General features: G+C 69.6%; 13 protein-coding genes. 6 read left to right on the top strand and 7 right to left on the bottom strand.

The features are described from left to right. The first annotated feature begins 213 nt into the window (after window positions 1–213). Window positions 214–1,347: a mandelate racemase/muconate lactonizing enzyme family protein gene (locus tag AC1ROY_RS16055; protein WP_493149848.1), complete on the top strand. Its 1,134-nt coding sequence runs from the start codon at window positions 214–216 to the stop codon at window positions 1,345–1,347. Between the two features lie 55 nt (window positions 1,348–1,402). On the opposite strand, the gene AC1ROY_RS16050 is transcribed toward AC1ROY_RS16055, so the two are convergent. Continuing rightward, complete coding sequence (locus AC1ROY_RS16050; protein ID WP_493149847.1) at window positions 1,403–2,368, bottom strand: Bug family tripartite tricarboxylate transporter substrate binding protein; 966 nt, start codon at window positions 2,366–2,368, stop codon at window positions 1,403–1,405. A gap of 153 nt (window positions 2,369–2,521) precedes the next feature. Next, window positions 2,522–3,712, bottom strand: coding sequence for an FAD-dependent oxidoreductase (locus tag AC1ROY_RS16045; RefSeq protein WP_493149846.1), 1,191 nt, complete (start codon window positions 3,710–3,712; stop codon window positions 2,522–2,524). Between the two features lie 199 nt (window positions 3,713–3,911). Here AC1ROY_RS16045 and AC1ROY_RS16040 point away from each other — a divergent pair, with 199 nt between their 5' ends. Continuing rightward, on the top strand, window positions 3,912–4,913 hold the full coding sequence (locus AC1ROY_RS16040) for an NAD(P)H-dependent flavin oxidoreductase (RefSeq protein WP_493149845.1): 1,002 nt from the start codon (window positions 3,912–3,914) through the stop codon (window positions 4,911–4,913). A 21-nt stretch (window positions 4,914–4,934) separates the two neighbouring features. Here AC1ROY_RS16040 and AC1ROY_RS16035 read toward each other — a convergent pair whose 3' ends face one another. The 4 genes from AC1ROY_RS16035 to AC1ROY_RS16020 form a co-directional block, all read right to left on the bottom strand. Next, a complete protein-coding gene (locus AC1ROY_RS16035) occupies window positions 4,935–5,258 on the bottom strand; it encodes a hypothetical protein (RefSeq protein ID WP_493149844.1) in 324 nt (107 codons plus the stop codon). 167 nt (window positions 5,259–5,425) lie between these two features. Then, window positions 5,426–5,935: a Spy/CpxP family protein refolding chaperone gene (locus AC1ROY_RS16030; RefSeq protein ID WP_493149843.1), complete on the bottom strand. Its 510-nt coding sequence runs from the start codon at window positions 5,933–5,935 to the stop codon at window positions 5,426–5,428. A 10-nt stretch (window positions 5,936–5,945) separates the two neighbouring features. After that, the gene (locus tag AC1ROY_RS16025; RefSeq protein ID WP_493149842.1) at window positions 5,946–6,311 is read right to left on the bottom strand and encodes a hypothetical protein; all 366 of its coding nucleotides are present in this window, start codon (window positions 6,309–6,311) and stop codon (window positions 5,946–5,948) included. A 78-nt stretch (window positions 6,312–6,389) separates the two neighbouring features. Next, window positions 6,390–8,099: an AMP-dependent synthetase/ligase gene (locus AC1ROY_RS16020; RefSeq protein WP_493149841.1), complete on the bottom strand. Its 1,710-nt coding sequence runs from the start codon at window positions 8,097–8,099 to the stop codon at window positions 6,390–6,392. Window positions 8,100–8,178: 79 nt separating this feature from the next. On the opposite strand from AC1ROY_RS16020, the gene AC1ROY_RS16015 reads away from it, so the two are divergent. Both AC1ROY_RS16015 and AC1ROY_RS16010 read left to right on the top strand, forming a co-directional pair. Beyond that, a complete protein-coding gene (locus AC1ROY_RS16015; protein ID WP_493149840.1) occupies window positions 8,179–9,981 on the top strand; it encodes a M3 family oligoendopeptidase in 1,803 nt (600 codons plus the stop codon). Then, complete coding sequence (locus AC1ROY_RS16010) at window positions 9,978–11,333, top strand: ABC1 kinase family protein (RefSeq protein ID WP_493149839.1); 1,356 nt, start codon at window positions 9,978–9,980, stop codon at window positions 11,331–11,333. The genes AC1ROY_RS16015 and AC1ROY_RS16010 overlap by 4 nt, the downstream gene beginning before the upstream one ends. A 64-nt stretch (window positions 11,334–11,397) precedes the next feature. Here the strand turns inward: AC1ROY_RS16010 and AC1ROY_RS16005 are convergent, their stop codons facing one another. Beyond that, window positions 11,398–13,932, bottom strand: coding sequence for an esterase-like activity of phytase family protein (locus tag AC1ROY_RS16005; RefSeq protein ID WP_493149838.1), 2,535 nt, complete (start codon window positions 13,930–13,932; stop codon window positions 11,398–11,400). 345 nt (window positions 13,933–14,277) lie between these two features. On the opposite strand from AC1ROY_RS16005, the gene AC1ROY_RS16000 reads away from it, so the two are divergent. Beyond that, on the top strand, window positions 14,278–15,405 hold the full coding sequence (locus tag AC1ROY_RS16000) for an NAD(P) transhydrogenase subunit alpha (RefSeq protein ID WP_493149837.1): 1,128 nt from the start codon (window positions 14,278–14,280) through the stop codon (window positions 15,403–15,405). A gap of 13 nt (window positions 15,406–15,418) precedes the next feature. Continuing rightward, on the top strand, window positions 15,419–15,820 hold the full coding sequence (locus AC1ROY_RS15995; protein WP_493149836.1) for a proton-translocating transhydrogenase family protein: 402 nt from the start codon (window positions 15,419–15,421) through the stop codon (window positions 15,818–15,820). Window position 15,821 lies beyond the last annotated feature (1 nt).

Raw genomic sequence — 15,821 nt, 5'->3', positions numbered from 1 at the left:
GTCGTGAATTTCGACCTCGGACCCCTGCCGGCTTGATGCGGCGCCTGGGACTGGCTTCGCCGCGGCCATGTTGTCCGTCCTACCCGAGCGGGCGGGGCCGCCCGCCCCATAGCGCCGCATGGCGCAAAGCGTGCCAAGCTGGCCGCTCGACGCGGGGCGATCTGCGAGACCGGCCGGAAAGGCCGGCACGCCCTCGGCACGGAGGGGAAGCGGATGAGGATCAGCAAGGTGACCACGCACGTGCTCGAGGCGAGCCTTGCGGAACCCTTCGCCTATTCGCGCGCCTGGTACGGCACGCGCATGGCGATGATCGTCGAGATCGAGACCGATACGGGCCTCACCGGCTGGGGCGAATGCTACGGCCCCGCCTGGATGACGGAGGCCGTGGTCCGCCACATCGCGCCCTGGCTGATCGGCGCGGATCCCTTGCAGACCGAGGTCATCTGGCAGGACATCTATGCCCGGCTGAGGGACCACGGCCAGAAGGGCCTCGTCATCCAGGGCCTCAGCGGCATCGACATCGCCCTCTGGGACATCAAGGGCAAGCACTTCTCCGCGCCGGTTCACCAGCTCATGGGCGGCCCGGTGCGGACCGAGGTCCAGGCCTATGCCACGGGCCTCTATCGCCGCCGGAGCGGCGATCCCCTGCAATATCTGCCCGAGGAAGCGGCCGGCTACGTGGCCGAGGGTTTTCGGGCGGTAAAGCTAAAGGTCGGCTTCGGCATCGCCGAGGACGCCGCCGTGACCAGGGCAGTCCGCGAGGCCATCGGGCCGGGCATCGGCCTGATGGTCGACGCGAACCACGCCTATGACACGGTCGCCGCCATCAAGCTGGGGCGGCTGATCGAGCCGCTGGACATCGGCTGGTTCGAGGAGCCGGTGCCGCCCGAGGACCTGGCCGGCCACAAGGCGGTGAAGGCAGCGCTGACCATCCCGGTTGCCAGCGGCGAATGCGAGTTCACCCGCTTCGGCTTTCGCGAGGTGTTGGTGCAGGGCGCGATGGACATCATCCAGCCCGACACCTGCTCCGCCGGCGGCCTGTCCGAATGCAAGAAGATTGCCGACATGGCTGCGGCCTTCGGCGTCCGGTACAACCCGCATTGCTGGGGGACCGGGATCGGCCTCGCCGCCGCGCTGCAACTGATGGGCGTGCTGCCGACGCACACGCCGACCTCGCTGGCGCCGGCCCAGCCGATCTTCGAGTTCGACCGCACCGAGCACCCCATCCGCCAGGCGATCCTGAAGGAGCCGATCGAGCATTCCGGCGGCGTGGTCCAAATTCCCACGGGGCCGGGTCTGGGCATCGAGATCGATCGGGATGCCCTGGCCCGCTTCAAGGCGGGCTGAAGCGTGGTGACCGAAGGCGCGAAGGCGCCGAAGGTCTGAATCACGCGTTTGGATACTATTCCAGCTTCAGCCCCGCCGCGCGCACGAGCTCCTGCCACTGCGGCCCATCCGCCTCCATGGCTGCGCGCATCTGCGCCGGCGTCGAGCAGACCGGGATCGCGCCCAGCCGCTCCACTGCCGCCTTGAAGGCGGCGTCCTGGCAGGCGCTGACGAGGATCGCGCCCATGCGTTCGATCAGCTCGGGCGGCGTCCCGGCCGGGGCGGCGATGCCGTTCCAGGTCTGCGCCTGGAAGCCCGGCAGGCCCTGCTCGGCGATGGTCGGCACGCCCGGAAGCGCGGCCATGCGCTCCGGCCCGGCAATGCCGATGACCTTGATCGCGGGACCGCCGAGATGCGGGATGATGTCGGAGGGATTGCCGAAATAGGCGCCCACATCGCCGGCCAGCACCGCCTGCATCGCCGGCGCGCCGCCGCGATAGGGGACATGCGTGGCACGGGTGCCGGTCCGGTTCAGCAGCAGCTCCATCGCCAGGTGGTTGGAGGAGCCGTTGCCGCCGCTAGAGAAGTTCAGCGTCCCCGGGTTCGCCCTGAGATAGGCGAGCAGTTCCTGCAGGTTGCTGACGCCCAGCCGCGCGGAGACGGCCAGCACCTGCGGATTCGACCCCACGATGGAGATCGGCGCGATGTCGCGCGCCGGGTTGACGCTGAGCTGGGCCAGCGCCGGCAGCATCACCATCTGCGAGGCGCTGGCGGTCAGCAGCGTGTAGCCGTCGGGTCGGCTGCGGACCACGTATTCCACCGCGATCATGCCGTTGGCGCCGGTCCGGTTCTCCACGACCACCGGCTGGCCGAGCTTGCCGCTCAGCCATTCCGAGGCGAGGCGGCCGATGCTGTCGGTCACGCCGCCGGGCGCGAAGGGGACCACCACGCGCAGCGGATGGTCCGGCCAGGCCTGGGCCAAGGCGGGCCCGGCGAGGAGCGTGGCGGCGAAGGCGAGGGACAGGAATCGGCGGTTCGTCATCGGCTTCCTTTCGGGATCGTCGCAGCCTAGGCAGCTTCCCGCCGGGCGGGAACGCCGCATCGGCGGAAATTGCGCCTTAACAACGATCTAGGGCGTGAGGCATGAGCGAGTCTCCGAATAATCCCTTCGGGCCTGCTCTTCCACCATCTTCGGCTACTCGATCTCCGCCGCCCGCTTCAGGCTGTTGATCATCGAGATGCCCATCAGGTAGGCGTGCGCCTTGGCCGGGTCCGACGCCGCCTCGGCCATGCGCTCACGGAAATCCGCCTGGTCCTCGGGCGTCTTCGCCTCGAGGTTCTTCTTGTTCTGGATGGTCTGGCGCTGCACGTGCTCGACCGTGATCCCGCGCCGCTGGCGGACGTAGCGGTCCAGCTCGGCCTCGTCCGCCTCGCCGCGAATGATGCGGGCCAGCTTCTCCACCAGGTTCACCGCGTCGTGCACGCCGCCGTTGAGCCCCATGCCGCCCAGCGGATTGTTGATATGCGCGGCGTCGCCGACCAGCAGCAGGCGCCCCCTGCGGAAGGTCTCGGCCACGCGCTGGTGCACGCGGTAGAGGGTGCGGTGCTTCACCGGATAGTCGTCGCGGTCGGCCAGGATCCGGGCGAAGCGGGCGCGGGCGAAGGCGTCGGTCTCGATCTCCTCGTCGGACACCTCCGGCGCCACGGGGAACATGCAGCGCCACACGCCGGGCACGCGGAGCAGGAAGAACCATTCCTCCGGATCGGCATAGTAGGTCACGTCGGCGAGGCCCGGGATGATCGAGGCGAAGTCGAACTCGGTGGAGAGCACCAGGAAGCGCTCGGGCCAGGTGAAGCCCTCGAACTCGATGCCGGCCGCCTTGCGCACCGCGCTGTGCGCCCCGTCCGCGCCGATGAGGTAGCTGCCCTCGATCCGCGTGCCGTCCTCCAGCACCGCCTCGACATGGCCGCCATGGTCGACCGCATCGGCAACCTGCGCGTGGAAGCGGATGGAGAAGCCCGGCCTGTCCTTCAGCAGGTCGTAGAGGATGCGGGTCAGCTTGAACTGCTCGCATTGCAGCCGGTAGGGGTGCCGCGTCACGTCCGCCAGGATGCCGAAGTCGAACTCGGCGATCACCGTCTGGTCGCGCTGCCGGTACTGCAGGATCGGGCCCTTGATGCCCTGGCGGATCATGTCCTTCGCGGCGCCCAGGTCGTCGAGCATGTCGAGGGTCGGCGCATGGAAGGTGGAGGCGCGCATCTCCTCCGAGATGGTCGGCCCGGCCTCCAGGACCGTGACGGGGATGCCCTCCCTCAGCAGCGCGGCCGCGGCCACCATCCCGACGGGGCCTGCGCCCACGATCAGGACCGGCTTCATGTCAGCCATTCGTACATCCCGGCAAAAAGGCCGCGGTCCAGCGAGCCGCCGTTCCGGCAGCCTTCCATCTCGAGCCGTATGATTCCATCCCGTGCAACCTCATGGAATCATGTCTGGTTGACAAGACCTGCCAGGACAATTCGCCGGCCTGTACGGGGCTGGGTTAGGCGGACTAACCTTCGCACAACAACATGTGAGGGGCTTGTCCATGGATCTGCGCGACAAGGTCAGGGGACGGCTGCGGCTGCCGCTCATCGGCTCGCCGCTCTTCATCATCTCGGTGCCCGAGCTGGTGACCGCGCAGTGCAGGGCGGGCGTGATCGGCGCCATGCCGACGCTCAACGCCCGGCCCGTGGAGCAGCTGGACGAATGGCTCGCCGAGATCACGGAAACGCTCGCGGCGCACGATGCCGCGAACCCGGACCGGGTTTCCGCGCCCTTCGCCATGAACCTCATCGTCCACAAGTCGAACGACCGGCTGGAGCAGGACTTGGCGCTCTGCGTGAAGCACAAGGTGCCGCTGGTCATCAGCTCGCTCGGCGCGCGCGAGGAGGTGAACCAGGCCGTCCATTCCTACGGCGGCCATGTGATGCACGACGTGATCAACCAGGTCTTCGCGCACAAGGCGATCGAGAAGGGGGCGGACGGGTTGGTCCTGGTCGCTGCCGGGGCGGGCGGCCATGCCGGCGCCCAGAGCCCCTTCGCGCTGATGCAGGAGACGCGCGCCTGGTTCGACGGGCCGATCGCGCTCTCGGGCTCCATTGCGCATGGCCGCAGCATCCTCGCCGCCGAGGCCATGGGGGCGGACTTCGCCTATATGGGCACGGCCTTCATCGCCACCGAGGAGGCCCGCGCGGTGGACGACTACAAGCGGATGATCACGGAATCCGGCGCGTCGGACATCGTCTACACGAACCTCATCACTGGGGTGCACGGCAACTACCTGAAGCCGTCGATCCGCAACGCCGGGATGGACCCAGATAACCTGGAGACCTCGGACAAGTCGGCGATGTCCTTCGCCTCCGACCGGAAGAAGAAGTGGAAGGACATCTGGGGGGCGGGGCAGAGCGTGTCCGGCATCCAGAAGGTCGTGCCGGCCGCTGATCTGATCGACCGGCTGCATGCCGAGTACCTGGAGGCGCGGGCCCGGATGGCCGCGCCCTCGCCGCTGCTCAACCCGAGCTGGGCGCGGGTGGCGGAGCCGGTCTGAGCCGAGGGAGGCGCAACCGCCTCACTTGTACCCGTAATAGTAGGCCGGCGGGGGCGCGTAGGCCGGCGGCGGAACGTAGACGGGCGCCGGGGCATAGACCGGCGGCGGCGCGGCCTGCGAGAGGGCGAGCGCCCCGCCCAGCAGCCCCAGGCCCAGCAGCGTACCGCCGACGACGGCGCCCGTGCTGGGGCCGCGATAATAGGAGCCGCCGTGATAGCCGCGGCCGCCATAGCCGCCGTAGCCGCCGTGGCGATAGTGCTGCGCCGAGGCCGGCGTAGCGGAGAGGATCACCGCGCCGGCCAGGGCCAGGGCGACCAGGGACTTGTATCCGATCTTGCGCGACATCTTGCCTTCTCCTTGCCCGGGCCGTGGCATCGGTGCGCCGGTGCCATCACCTTGTCAGAGCGGGGTGGGAGAATCCGTCTTGTCTGTCGCGTGGAGGTTCTCGCGCGTCGCGCCGGAACGCCGATGGACGCGCACGCCCGGGCCCGAACCGGGCCCGGGCCATCGCCTCAGCCGTTGCGGGCGCCGCCGCGCGCCTGGCGGTGATGTTGCGGCGGCGCGCGGAAGATCACGTCCGCGCGCTGCTTCTGCTCCGGCGACATGGCGTCGTAGAGCCCGCGGAACGCCGTCGCGAGGCGCAGCCGCTCCTGCGCGAGCTGCTCCGTGATCTGCGCGTAGTCCATCATGTTGTCCGCCGCGCTCATCTGCGCGAGCTGCGTGCCGCGCTGGGTGAACCGCTGGCGCATGGCGATCGCATTGTCGCGCTGCACCTTGGCGAATTCCTGCCACTGCGGCTCCTGCGCGGGGGTGATGCCGAGCTGGGTGCGCAGAGTGGCCAGATGCGTCTCCACCTGCTGCATCATCTGCTCTTGCGTCAGGTGCTGGGTTCGGCGCGCCTGGTTGGCCGCGGCGGGCGGGGCCTGGACGGAGGGCGCGCGCTGCTCCTGCGCGACGGCCGCCAGCGGCAGGCCAAGGCCCAGGACAAGTGCCGCGATGCGGCCCGTGGTGATCAGCTTCATCGGTCTTGCCTCACTTGTAGCCGTAATAGCCGGGCGGCGGCGCATAGGCCGGCGGCGGGGCATAGCCCGGCGGCGGCGCGTAATAGGCGGGAGGCGGCGCGACCTGCGACTGCTGCAGGGCCAGCGCGCCGCCCAGCAGGCCGAGGCCGAGCAACGCCCCGCCAACGATGGCGCCGGTGTTGTCGCGGCGGCCGTAGCCGCCGTGATAACCGCCGCGGCCGCGGTCCCAGCCACGGTCATGCCCGCGGCCCGGGGGCGGACCACCGTGCCAGCCATTGTCTCGGTGGCGCTGCGCCATGGCGGGCCCGGCCGAGAGCGCCATCGCGCCGGCCAGGGCCGCCGCCAGCAACGCCTTGTATCCGATCCGGCGTGTCATTTCGCGTTCCTCTGCATAACCATTTCGCCAGAAGGAACGGCCGCGCCGCCCTTCGGTTGCCGGAAGACTACCACAATGTCAGGCGAGGTCCTCGATCTCCGCGGCATAGCGCTCGATCACCTGGCGGCGCTTCACCTTCATGGTCGGCGTCATCAGCCCGTTCTCGACGGTGAAGGGCTCCACCACGGCGGCGAAGCGGCGGATGCGCTCGATGGTGGAGAGCCGGGCATTCACCCGCTTCACCGCCTCGCCCAGCTGGGCCTCGCGCCCCTCGGTGGGCACGATGAGCGCGACCACGCCGGCCATGCCCTCGCCGGCGGCGACCACTTGCGCCACCTCGGGCTCGGCGGCGAGCAGGCTCTCGATCTTGGAGGGCGCCACCATGTCGCCGCCCTTGAGCTTGATGAAGTCGCGCTTGCGGTCGGTGATGTGGATGCGGCCATCGCGCAGCTCCGCCACGTCGCCGGTGTGCAGCCAGGGGAGCCCGTCGTCCGGGGTGAGGGTGATGGAACGGGCGGTGGCCTCGGGATTGTTCCAGTAGCCGTCCATCACGAGGTCGCCGCGGACCAGCAGCTCGCCGTCGCCCGCGATCTTCACCTCGACCCCGGGCAGGGGCTTGCCGACGCTGCGGCGGTCGTTGTCCCAGGGCAGGTTCACGCTGACGACGGGGCCGGCCTCGGTCTGGCCATAGCCTTGCAGCACCGGGACGCCGAGGGCGAGGAAGAAGCCGGAAAGGTCCGGATCCAGCCGGGCGCCGCCGGAGACCAGCGCCTTGAGCCGCCCGCCGAAGCGGGCCCGCACCTTGTCGCGCACCAGCCGGTCCAGGATCTTGTCCATCACCCATTCGATCGGGTTGAGGCGGGGGCCGTCCAGCCGGCGCAGCCCGAGCGCCAGCGCCTTGTCGAAGAACTTCTGCTTCGTGCCGCCCTCCTTGGCGACCTGCGTGGAGACCCGCTCGCGGATCACCTCGAAGAGGCGCGGCACGGTGGTGATGAGGTGCGGCTGGTGCTCGGCGAAATCGGCCAGCAGCTTGTCCGCCCCGCGCGAGAAGACGAGCTCCACCCCGCAGGAGGGCATGAGGTAGCCGCCCACCGTGTGCTCGTAGGCATGGGAGAGCGGCAGGAAGGAGAGGTAGCGGCCCTGCCCCTCGATGCCGATCCGGCCGATGATCTTCCGAACGGCCGAGCAGTTCGCCAGCATGGAGCGGTGCGGCAGCATCACCCCCTTGGGCGGGCCGCCCGTCCCGGAGGTGTAGATCAGGCAGGCCAGCCGCCCGTCCGGGATCTGCTCCACCTCGGCGATGAGGGCGGCCAGGTCGGCGGGGGCCTCCAGCTCGGACCAAAGCGAGGCGCCGTCGGCGCCCTCCATGCAGACCAGGGCGTCGAGCCCCGCCACCTGCTCCGCCGCCGACCGGACCCGGCCGGCCAGCGCCGCCGTGGAGGCGATGGCCGCCCGCGCGCCGGAATCCCTGAGGATATGGGCGTGGTCGGTCACCGTGTTGGTCGTGTAGGTCGGCACCGAGACGGCGCCGATCGCCATGATCGCGGTGTCGGCGACCAGGAATTCCGGCCGGTTCTCGCTGACCAGCAGCACGCGGTCGCCGGGCATGACGCCGAGTCGCCGCAGGCCGGCTGCCGCATCCGCGACCTTCTGCGCGAAGGCCCCGCGGCTCATCTTCTGCCAGGCGCCGCCGCGCCAGTAGCCGATCATCGGCAGGTCCGGTGCCTCGACGGCCAGCGTGAAGTGCAAGGCGGGGAGGCTCTTCGCCGCCTCGATTCCTGTTGTCATTCCTGGACTTCCCGCTTGGCCGCGCCGTCAGGGCGCATATATGGGAGAAATGCGAATGATCCCAGGCCGCGCTCCCGAAATGCTGCGCTCCCCCCTCGATGCTGCCACCTCGGGCGAGGCCGCCCTCCCGTCCTGGGACCTCTCGGACCTTTACAAGGGCCAGGACGACCCGGCGCTGAAAGCTGACCTGGACCGCGCCGAGGCCGAGGCCCGCGCCTTCCAGGAAAAATATGCCACCAAGCTCGCCGGCCTCTCCGGCGACGAGCTGGCCGCGGCGATCGAGGCCTGCGAGCGGATCGAGGAGGTGCTGGGCCGGGCCATGAGCTTCGCCTCGCTGATCTTTGCTGGCGATTCGCTGAGCGGCGAGAACGGCCGCTTCTACCAGACCATGCAGGAGCGGGTGACCGAGATCTCCTCGCACCTGGTCTTCTTCACGCTGGAGCTGAACCACGTCGAGGAGAAGGTGCTGGAGGAGAAGATCGCCTCCAGCACGAAGCTGGCCGCATGGCGCCCCTGGCTGCGCGACCTGCGCGTCTGGCTGCCGCACCAACTCTCCGACGAGATGGAGCGGCTGCTGCACGAGAAGGAGGTCACGGGACGCGCCGCCTGGAACCGCCTCTTCGACGAGACGCTGGCCACCATGACCGTGACGGTCTCCGGCGAGGAGCTTTCGGTATCCGCCGCGCTGAACAAGCTCTCCGACACCGACCGCGCGGTGCGCGAGGCCGCGGCCAAAGGCGTCTCCGAGGCCTTCGGCAGCCGCATCCGCCTCTTCAGCCTCATCACCAACACGCTGGTGAAGGACAAGGAGGTGATGGACAAGTGGCGCCATCACGCCCGCCCCGGCTCCTCGCGCAACCTCGCCAACATGGTCGAGGACGAGGTGGTGGACGCGCTGGTGAAGGCCGTCACCGACAGCTTCCCCCGGCTCTCGCACCGCTATTACGCCATGAAGGCGAAGTGGCTCGGCCTGGAGAAGCTGCAGCACTGGGACCGCAACGCGCCGCTCCCACGCGACGATGACAGCAAGATCGCCTGGCCCGACGCCGTCAGCCGCGTCCGTAAGGCCTATGGCGGCTTCAGCCCCGAGATGGAGAAGCTGGCCGCGCCGTTCTTCGAGCACGCCTGGATCGACGCCGCGCTGCGCCCCGGCAAGGCCAGCGGCGCCTTCGCGCACCCGACGGTGCCCTCGGCGCATCCCTACCTGCTGCTGAACTACCACGGCAAGGCGCGCGACGTGATGACGCTGGCCCATGAGCTGGGCCATGGCGTGCACCAGCGCCTCGCCGCCGCGCAGGGCTACTTCCGGTCGTCCACGCCGCTGACGCTGGCCGAGACCGCCAGCGTCTTCGGCGAGATGCTGACCTTCCGGGCCCTGCTCGACGCGGAGAAGGATCCGGCGAAGCGCCGCCTGCTCCTCGCCGGCAAGGTGGAGGACATGCTGAACACGGTCGTCCGCCAGATCGCCTTCTACAAGTTCGAGACGCAGGTGCATGACGAGCGCCGCAAGGGCGAGCTCTCGCCGGAGCGCCTCGGCGAGATTTGGATGTCCATCCAGACCGAGAGCCTGGGCCCGATCTTCGAGTTCACGCCGGACTACACGAGCTACTGGGCGTACATCCCGCATTTCGTGCACACGCCCTTCTACGTCTACGCCTATGCCTTCGGGGATTGCCTGGTGAACGCGCTCTACGGCGTCTTCCGCGACGGCTCGGTGCCGGGCTTCGAGCAGAAGTACATGGACATGCTCAAGGCCGGCGGCACGCTCCGCCACAAGGAGCTGCTGGCGCCCTTCGGCCTCGACGCCTCGGACCCGAACTTCTGGAAGAAGGGCCTGGACGTGATCTCCGGCTTCATCGACGAGCTGGAGGCGTCTTCTTGACCGAAGAACGCGAGAGTAGCCTCTTCGGCGAGGTGCGCCGCATGGTGCGCACCTCCGGTGCCGTCACCGGCATCGCGGCGCGCGTGGCCGGCCAACGCTTCCTCGGCATCAAGACCAACAAGGGCGCCCATGCCGAGGATCTGAAGGCCATCCTCGGCGGGCTCAAGGGCCCGATGATGAAGGTGGCGCAGTTCCTCGCCACCGTGCCCGACGCGCTGCCCGAGGAATATGCGCGGGAGCTCGCCACCCTTCAGTCCAACGCGCCGGCCATGGGCCCGGCCTTCGTGCGTCGTCGCATGCAGACCGAGCTCGGCCCGCAGTGGCAGTCGCGTTTCGCAAGCTTCGGGCTGGAGGCGGCGGCGGCGGCGAGCCTCGGCCAGGTCCACCGCGCGACGCTGCATGACGGGCGCGACGTCGCCTGCAAGCTGCAATACCCGGACATGCCGGCGGTGGTGGAGGCGGACCTCAAGCAGCTCAAGATCGCGCTCAGCCTCTATCGACGCATGGACACCGCGCTGGACAACGAGGAGGCCTTCGCCGAGCTGAAGGACCGCCTGCGGGAGGAGCTGGACTACGAGCGCGAGGCCGCGCAGCAGCGCCTCTACGGCCTCATGCTGGCCGGCCAGCCCAACGTGCATGTCCCCACGCCCGTCGAGGAGCTGACCACGCGCCGGCTGCTCACCATGACCTGGCTGCCGGGCGAATCCATCCTCAAGCGCATCGAGGAGGGCGCCGACCAGGAGGAGCGCAACGCCTACGCGCGTGCGCTCTTCGCGGCCTGGTACGTGCCGCTCTACCGCTACGGCGTCATCCATGGCGACCCGCATCTGGGCAACTACCAGGTACGGCCCTGGGACCTCGGTATCAACCTGCTGGATTTCGGCACCATCCGAGTCTTCCCGGCGAGCTTCATCACGGGCGTGCTGATGCTCTACGAGGGCGTGCGCGACGGCGACGACGAGAAGGCCGCCGAGGGCTTCCGTATCTGGGGCTTCCGCAACCTTTCGCGCGAGACGATGCTGGTCCTGAAGAAATGGGCGGAGTTCCTCTACGAGCCGCTGATGCAGGACCGCATCCGCCCGATCAGCGAGACGAACGACCCGATGTTCGGCCGCAAGGTCGCCGAGGAGGTGCACCAGGGCCTCAAGCGCACCGGCGGCGTGCGCGTGCCGCGCGAGTTCCCGCTGATGGACCGCTCGGCGATCGGGCTGGGCAGCGTCTTCCTGCGGCTGGACGCGCGGCTGAACTGGCATCGGATGTTCCACGAGCTGATCGAGGGCTTCGACGAAGCGAAGCTCGCGGAGCGGCAGGCGGCGGCGCTGGCCGAGGCGCGGGTGCCGGCGACGGTGTAGGACCAGGGGGCTCTGCCCCCTGGTCCCATTTACAAATGAAGGGGCAAAGCCCCCCCTGAAGTCGTCAGAACGAGTAGCCCAGCGCGATCGTCACCGCGTGGCTCTGCCCGCCGCCGCCCTGGAAGCTGCGCGCATCGTAGTCCACCAGCACCGAGGCCGCCCCGCGCTGCACGCGCACGCCGGCGCCGCCGCGGAAGCCGGCCTGGCTGCGCGTCCCGACCGCGCCCGTCACATAGGCCTCCGGCATGAAGAGCCGCTCCGCGAGGCCGATGGTCAGGTCGCGGCGGTCCTCGCTCAGCGCGAAGTCCCAGCCCGCCCGGAGCTGCGGCGTGACGCGCCACCCGCCCTGGAGCTGGATCGGGTAGCTGCCCTGCATGCCGACGCTCAGGATATTGCTGGTCGCCGTCTGCCGCGGCACCGAGGCGTTGGCGTGCACGGCGTCGCTCTCGGTGTAGCCGTCGACGCTCATGCTGCTGTGGGTGAAGCGCGCGATCGGGCCGTAGACAAAGCCGCCCGCCCGGAAGTTATGGCCCGCCGAGAGCGCCACCAGGTGGCCGTCGCCGCCCGGCTTGCCGCGGCCGGTCAGGCCGTAGATGCCGGTGTCGCGCCGCACGTCCCAGTCGCCGAAGACGTAGCTGTACTGCAGGTCGACATAGGAGTTGCCGTGCGTCGCGGTGATGTAGGGGCTGATCGCGCCGCCCGTGCCGTCGATCCGCGTGCCGCCCCAGAGCGAGGCCGAGGTGTCGTAGTAGCTCACGCTCAGGCCCGCGCGGATGTTCGGCGTGAAGCGGTAGTCCATGCCCACCGTCGCCGCGCGCACCGAGGGGTCGGTGGAGGCGCGGCCGAGCGAGCCGCCGGTCGGGCCGTAGGCGTAGCTGGCCGAGCTGTTGGAGCCGAGCGAGGCGAAGCTGAAGTTGCCGGCGACGAAGGTGTTCCAGCGCGTCTGCACGGCCGGCCCGTTGGCGCCGTCACCCTGGGGCATCAGGTCCTGGCCGGTGCGCAGGCCGAAGAGGCGCGTATCGGCATGGCCGAGCAGGGTGCGGCCCACCGCCATGGCGCTCTCGCCGGTCGCGCGGGCCAGCGGCAGCGCCGTGACCTCGAGCGACTGCAGGGCCAGCGGATCGACATAGGTCGGCAGCGTCACCCGGTAGACCAGGAACATGTTGTCCACGTCCTGCCCCGAGGGGTCGGAATAGGGCACGCCGTTCATGCTGCCGTTCTTGGTGATGAAGTCGGTGTCGTTGACCACGACGAGGAAGAAGTCGTTGGGCCGGTGCCGGTCCAGCACCGGCAGCAGGCTCATCGCCTCCCACTTCTCGTAGAGGTTGTTGCTGTTGTTCGGCGCGCCGTTGTGCAGGCCGAAGCGCATGAGCTGGTTGTTGTCGTTGATGTTGATGAAGGGCGTGGTCGAGGCCGGCGTGATGCCGGCGGCCAGCACACCGTTGGGCGCGACCGGCGTCGTGCCCTCATAGGCCGTGCCCTTGATGTTGGTGGCGCCGCGCGTGTCCACCAGCAGGATCTGGCGGTAGAGCGAGGTCGCGCTCGGATAGGTGAAGCCGTTGGCGCTGTCGCGCGCGATCATCAGGTACTGGGTGCGGTTCAGCGCCAGCATCTCCGACTGCGCGGCGACCAGCGTCGCGCCGTTGCCGTTGGTGTTGGCGAAGCGCGGCAGCTGGACGATGTAGTGCCCGCTCTCCACCGGCGCCGAGGGGTTGGAGATGTCGTAGGTGATCAGCCGCGTGTTGTTGCGGGTGGCGGCATTGCCGCCCGTGCCGCCATCCTGCCGCGTGGCGCTCTGCAGCAGCGCGGAGAGCTGGCGGCCGTCGGGGCTGAGGGCCAGGCCCTCGAAGCCCTGGTTGTTCTGGCGGCCGGTCACGGGATCGGCCGGCACCGGCGTGGACTGGCCCACGCCTGGGTTGTTCGAGGCGAAGGCGGGAATGCCGTTGCGGATCGGGATCAGTGCGGCGGGGGGCTGGATGGCGCCGAGCATCCGGCCGTCGGGCGTAAAGCGATAGATGTAGGGCCCGTACTCGTCGCTGACGAAGAAGCTGCCGTCGCGGGCGCGGACGATGCCCTCGTTGTCCATGGTCACGCGGCCGTTGGGGCCGGTCGGCAGGATGGGGAAGCCGTTGCCGGCGGCGCGGAAGCCGTTGGGGTCCCAGCCCGTGGTCGGCACGTTGTTGCCGTCGCGCAGGCCGATGGTCTGCTGCAGGCTGAGCTGCATCTGGTTCTGCTGGCCGGTGCTGCCGCTGGTGCCCAGGGGCGTGAAGCCGACGCCCATCTGCTGGATGCGGCCCTGGTAGTCGATCGTGCCGGCGATGTTGTAGCCGCGATCGGGCACCATGAAGAAGACGCCGGAATAGCTGTTGCCGTTGCGGCGCCAGCGCGAGAGGTCGGCCACCATGCCGGAGCCGAGGCTGCCCAGCGTGTCGCCGAAGCCGTCGCGCAGCTGCGGCGAGACGCGGCCGACGCCGGCGAGGCCCTGATTCTCGAAGGTCTGGCCCTGGAAGGAGATGCTCTGGGCGGCCGCGCCATGGGCGCAGGCCAGGGCGGCGCATCCTGCCAGGAGCAGGCTGCGCAGGGATGTGAATCGCGGCATTCGGAGGCCCCTCGACGTGGTCGTTTGCGGGCCGGAATGCATCCAATAGGGCCAGAACTGTCGATGGATGTTCCGTTGCGATGCCGTGAAGAAATGCCGTCATCCGGATGGCGGCCGGAATGCTCTGTCGGGTGCGGCCCGGTTGTCCCTGCGTTTCGGCCGCGGCGCCTTCCGCGGCATGAATGACGGGACTGCCGATTTTCTCCGCAGTGTGGTGCAGTTGCCGAGGGAGGCCTGAATCTCCCGGGGGCGCCGCCGCCTGAGTCCCGTGCGGGTCACTTGCGTGCGGCGCTGCGGCATGGCTATGCAGCAGGGAAGTTCTGGGTCTCGGGGGGTATTGCCGACATGCGTCTGGCCGTTCTGAAGGAAACGAAGGCGGGCGAGACCCGTGTCGCCGCCACGCCCGAGACCGCGAAGAAGCTCATCGCCCTCGGCCTCACCGTCGCCGTCGAGGCGGGCGCGGGCCTGGCCTCCGGCTTCCCCGACGCCGAATACGCCGCCGCCGGCGCGGAGGTCGCGCCCGACGCCGCCTCCACCCTGAACGGCGCGCAGATCGTCTTCTGCGTCCGCGCGCCCGATGCGCCGCTGCCCTCCGGCACGCTGCTGGTCGGCACGCTGGCGGCGGACGCCGATGCCGTCGCCGGCTATGCCCAGGGCGGCATCGAGGCCTGCTCTCTGGAGCTCGCCCCGCGCATCACCCGCGCCCAGAGCATGGACGTGCTGAGCAGCCAGGCGAATCTCGCCGGCTATCGCGCGGTCATCGAGGCTGCCGGCGTCTTCGACCGCGGCTTCCCCATGCTCATGACGGCGGCCGGCACCATCCCCGCCGCCAATGCCTTCATCATGGGCGCGGGCGTGGCGGGGCTGCAGGCCATCGCGACCGCCCGCCGGCTCGGCGGGCGCGTCTCGGCGACCGACGTCCGTCCGGCCGCCAAGGAGGAGATCAAGTCCCTCGGCGCCAGCTTCGTCGGCTACGAGGACGAGGAGAGCAAGTCGGCCCAGACCGCCGGCGGCTACGCCAAGCAGCTCTCCGCCGATTTCTACGCCAAGCAGGCCGAGGTCGTGGCCGCGCACATCGCCAAGCAGGACGTGGTGGTCTGCACGGCCCTCGTGCAGGGCCGCAAGGCGCCGACGCTGGTCACGACCGAGATGGTGGCCAGCATGAAGCCCGGCTCGGTGATCGTGGACATCGCCTCGGATGCCGGCGGCAACTGCGCCGCGACGGTCCCCGGCCAGATGGTCACCACCCCCAACGGCGTGAAGATCCTGGGCTACACCAACTGGCCTGGCCGCATCCCCGCCGCCGCCAGCGCGCTCTACGCGCGCAACCTCCTCACCTTCCTGACCACCTTCTGGGACAAGGAGGCGAAGGCGCCGAAGCTGCCGCCCGAGGACGACATCGTCGCCGGCGTGACGCTCACCCGCGGCGGCGCCGTGGTCCACAAGAATTTTCTCCCCGCGGCCGCGGCTTGAGGAGCGTTCCGAAATGAGCACCCAGACGGATATCGCCAACGCGGCCTCGGCCCTGGCCGCGCGCGCCAACGAGCTCGCCGAGATGGCCCGCAGCGCCGCCGTGGCCGTGCAGCCCGTGGCCGAGCATGCCGAGCCCTTCCTGCTCCTCCTGACCGTGTTCCTGATGGCCTGCTTCGTCGGCTACTACGTGGTCTGGAACGTGACGCCGGCCCTGCATTCGCCGCTGATGGGCGTGACCAACGCCATCTCCTCGGTGATCGTGGTGGGCGCCATCCACGCCGCCGCCTCGGCCGAGAGCGGCGCGGCCCGCTTCTTCGGCTTCCTGGCCGTGACGCTGGCCGCCGTGAACATCTTCGGCGGCTTCCTCGTGACGCGACGCATGCTCGCCATGTTCCAGAACAAGAAGAAGGCCTGAC

Source organism: Roseococcus sp. GW821-FHT12F05, assembly GCF_058806835.1.
The sequence above is the reverse complement of the archived record's forward strand: the minus strand, read 5'-3'. Positions and strand labels throughout refer to the sequence as shown.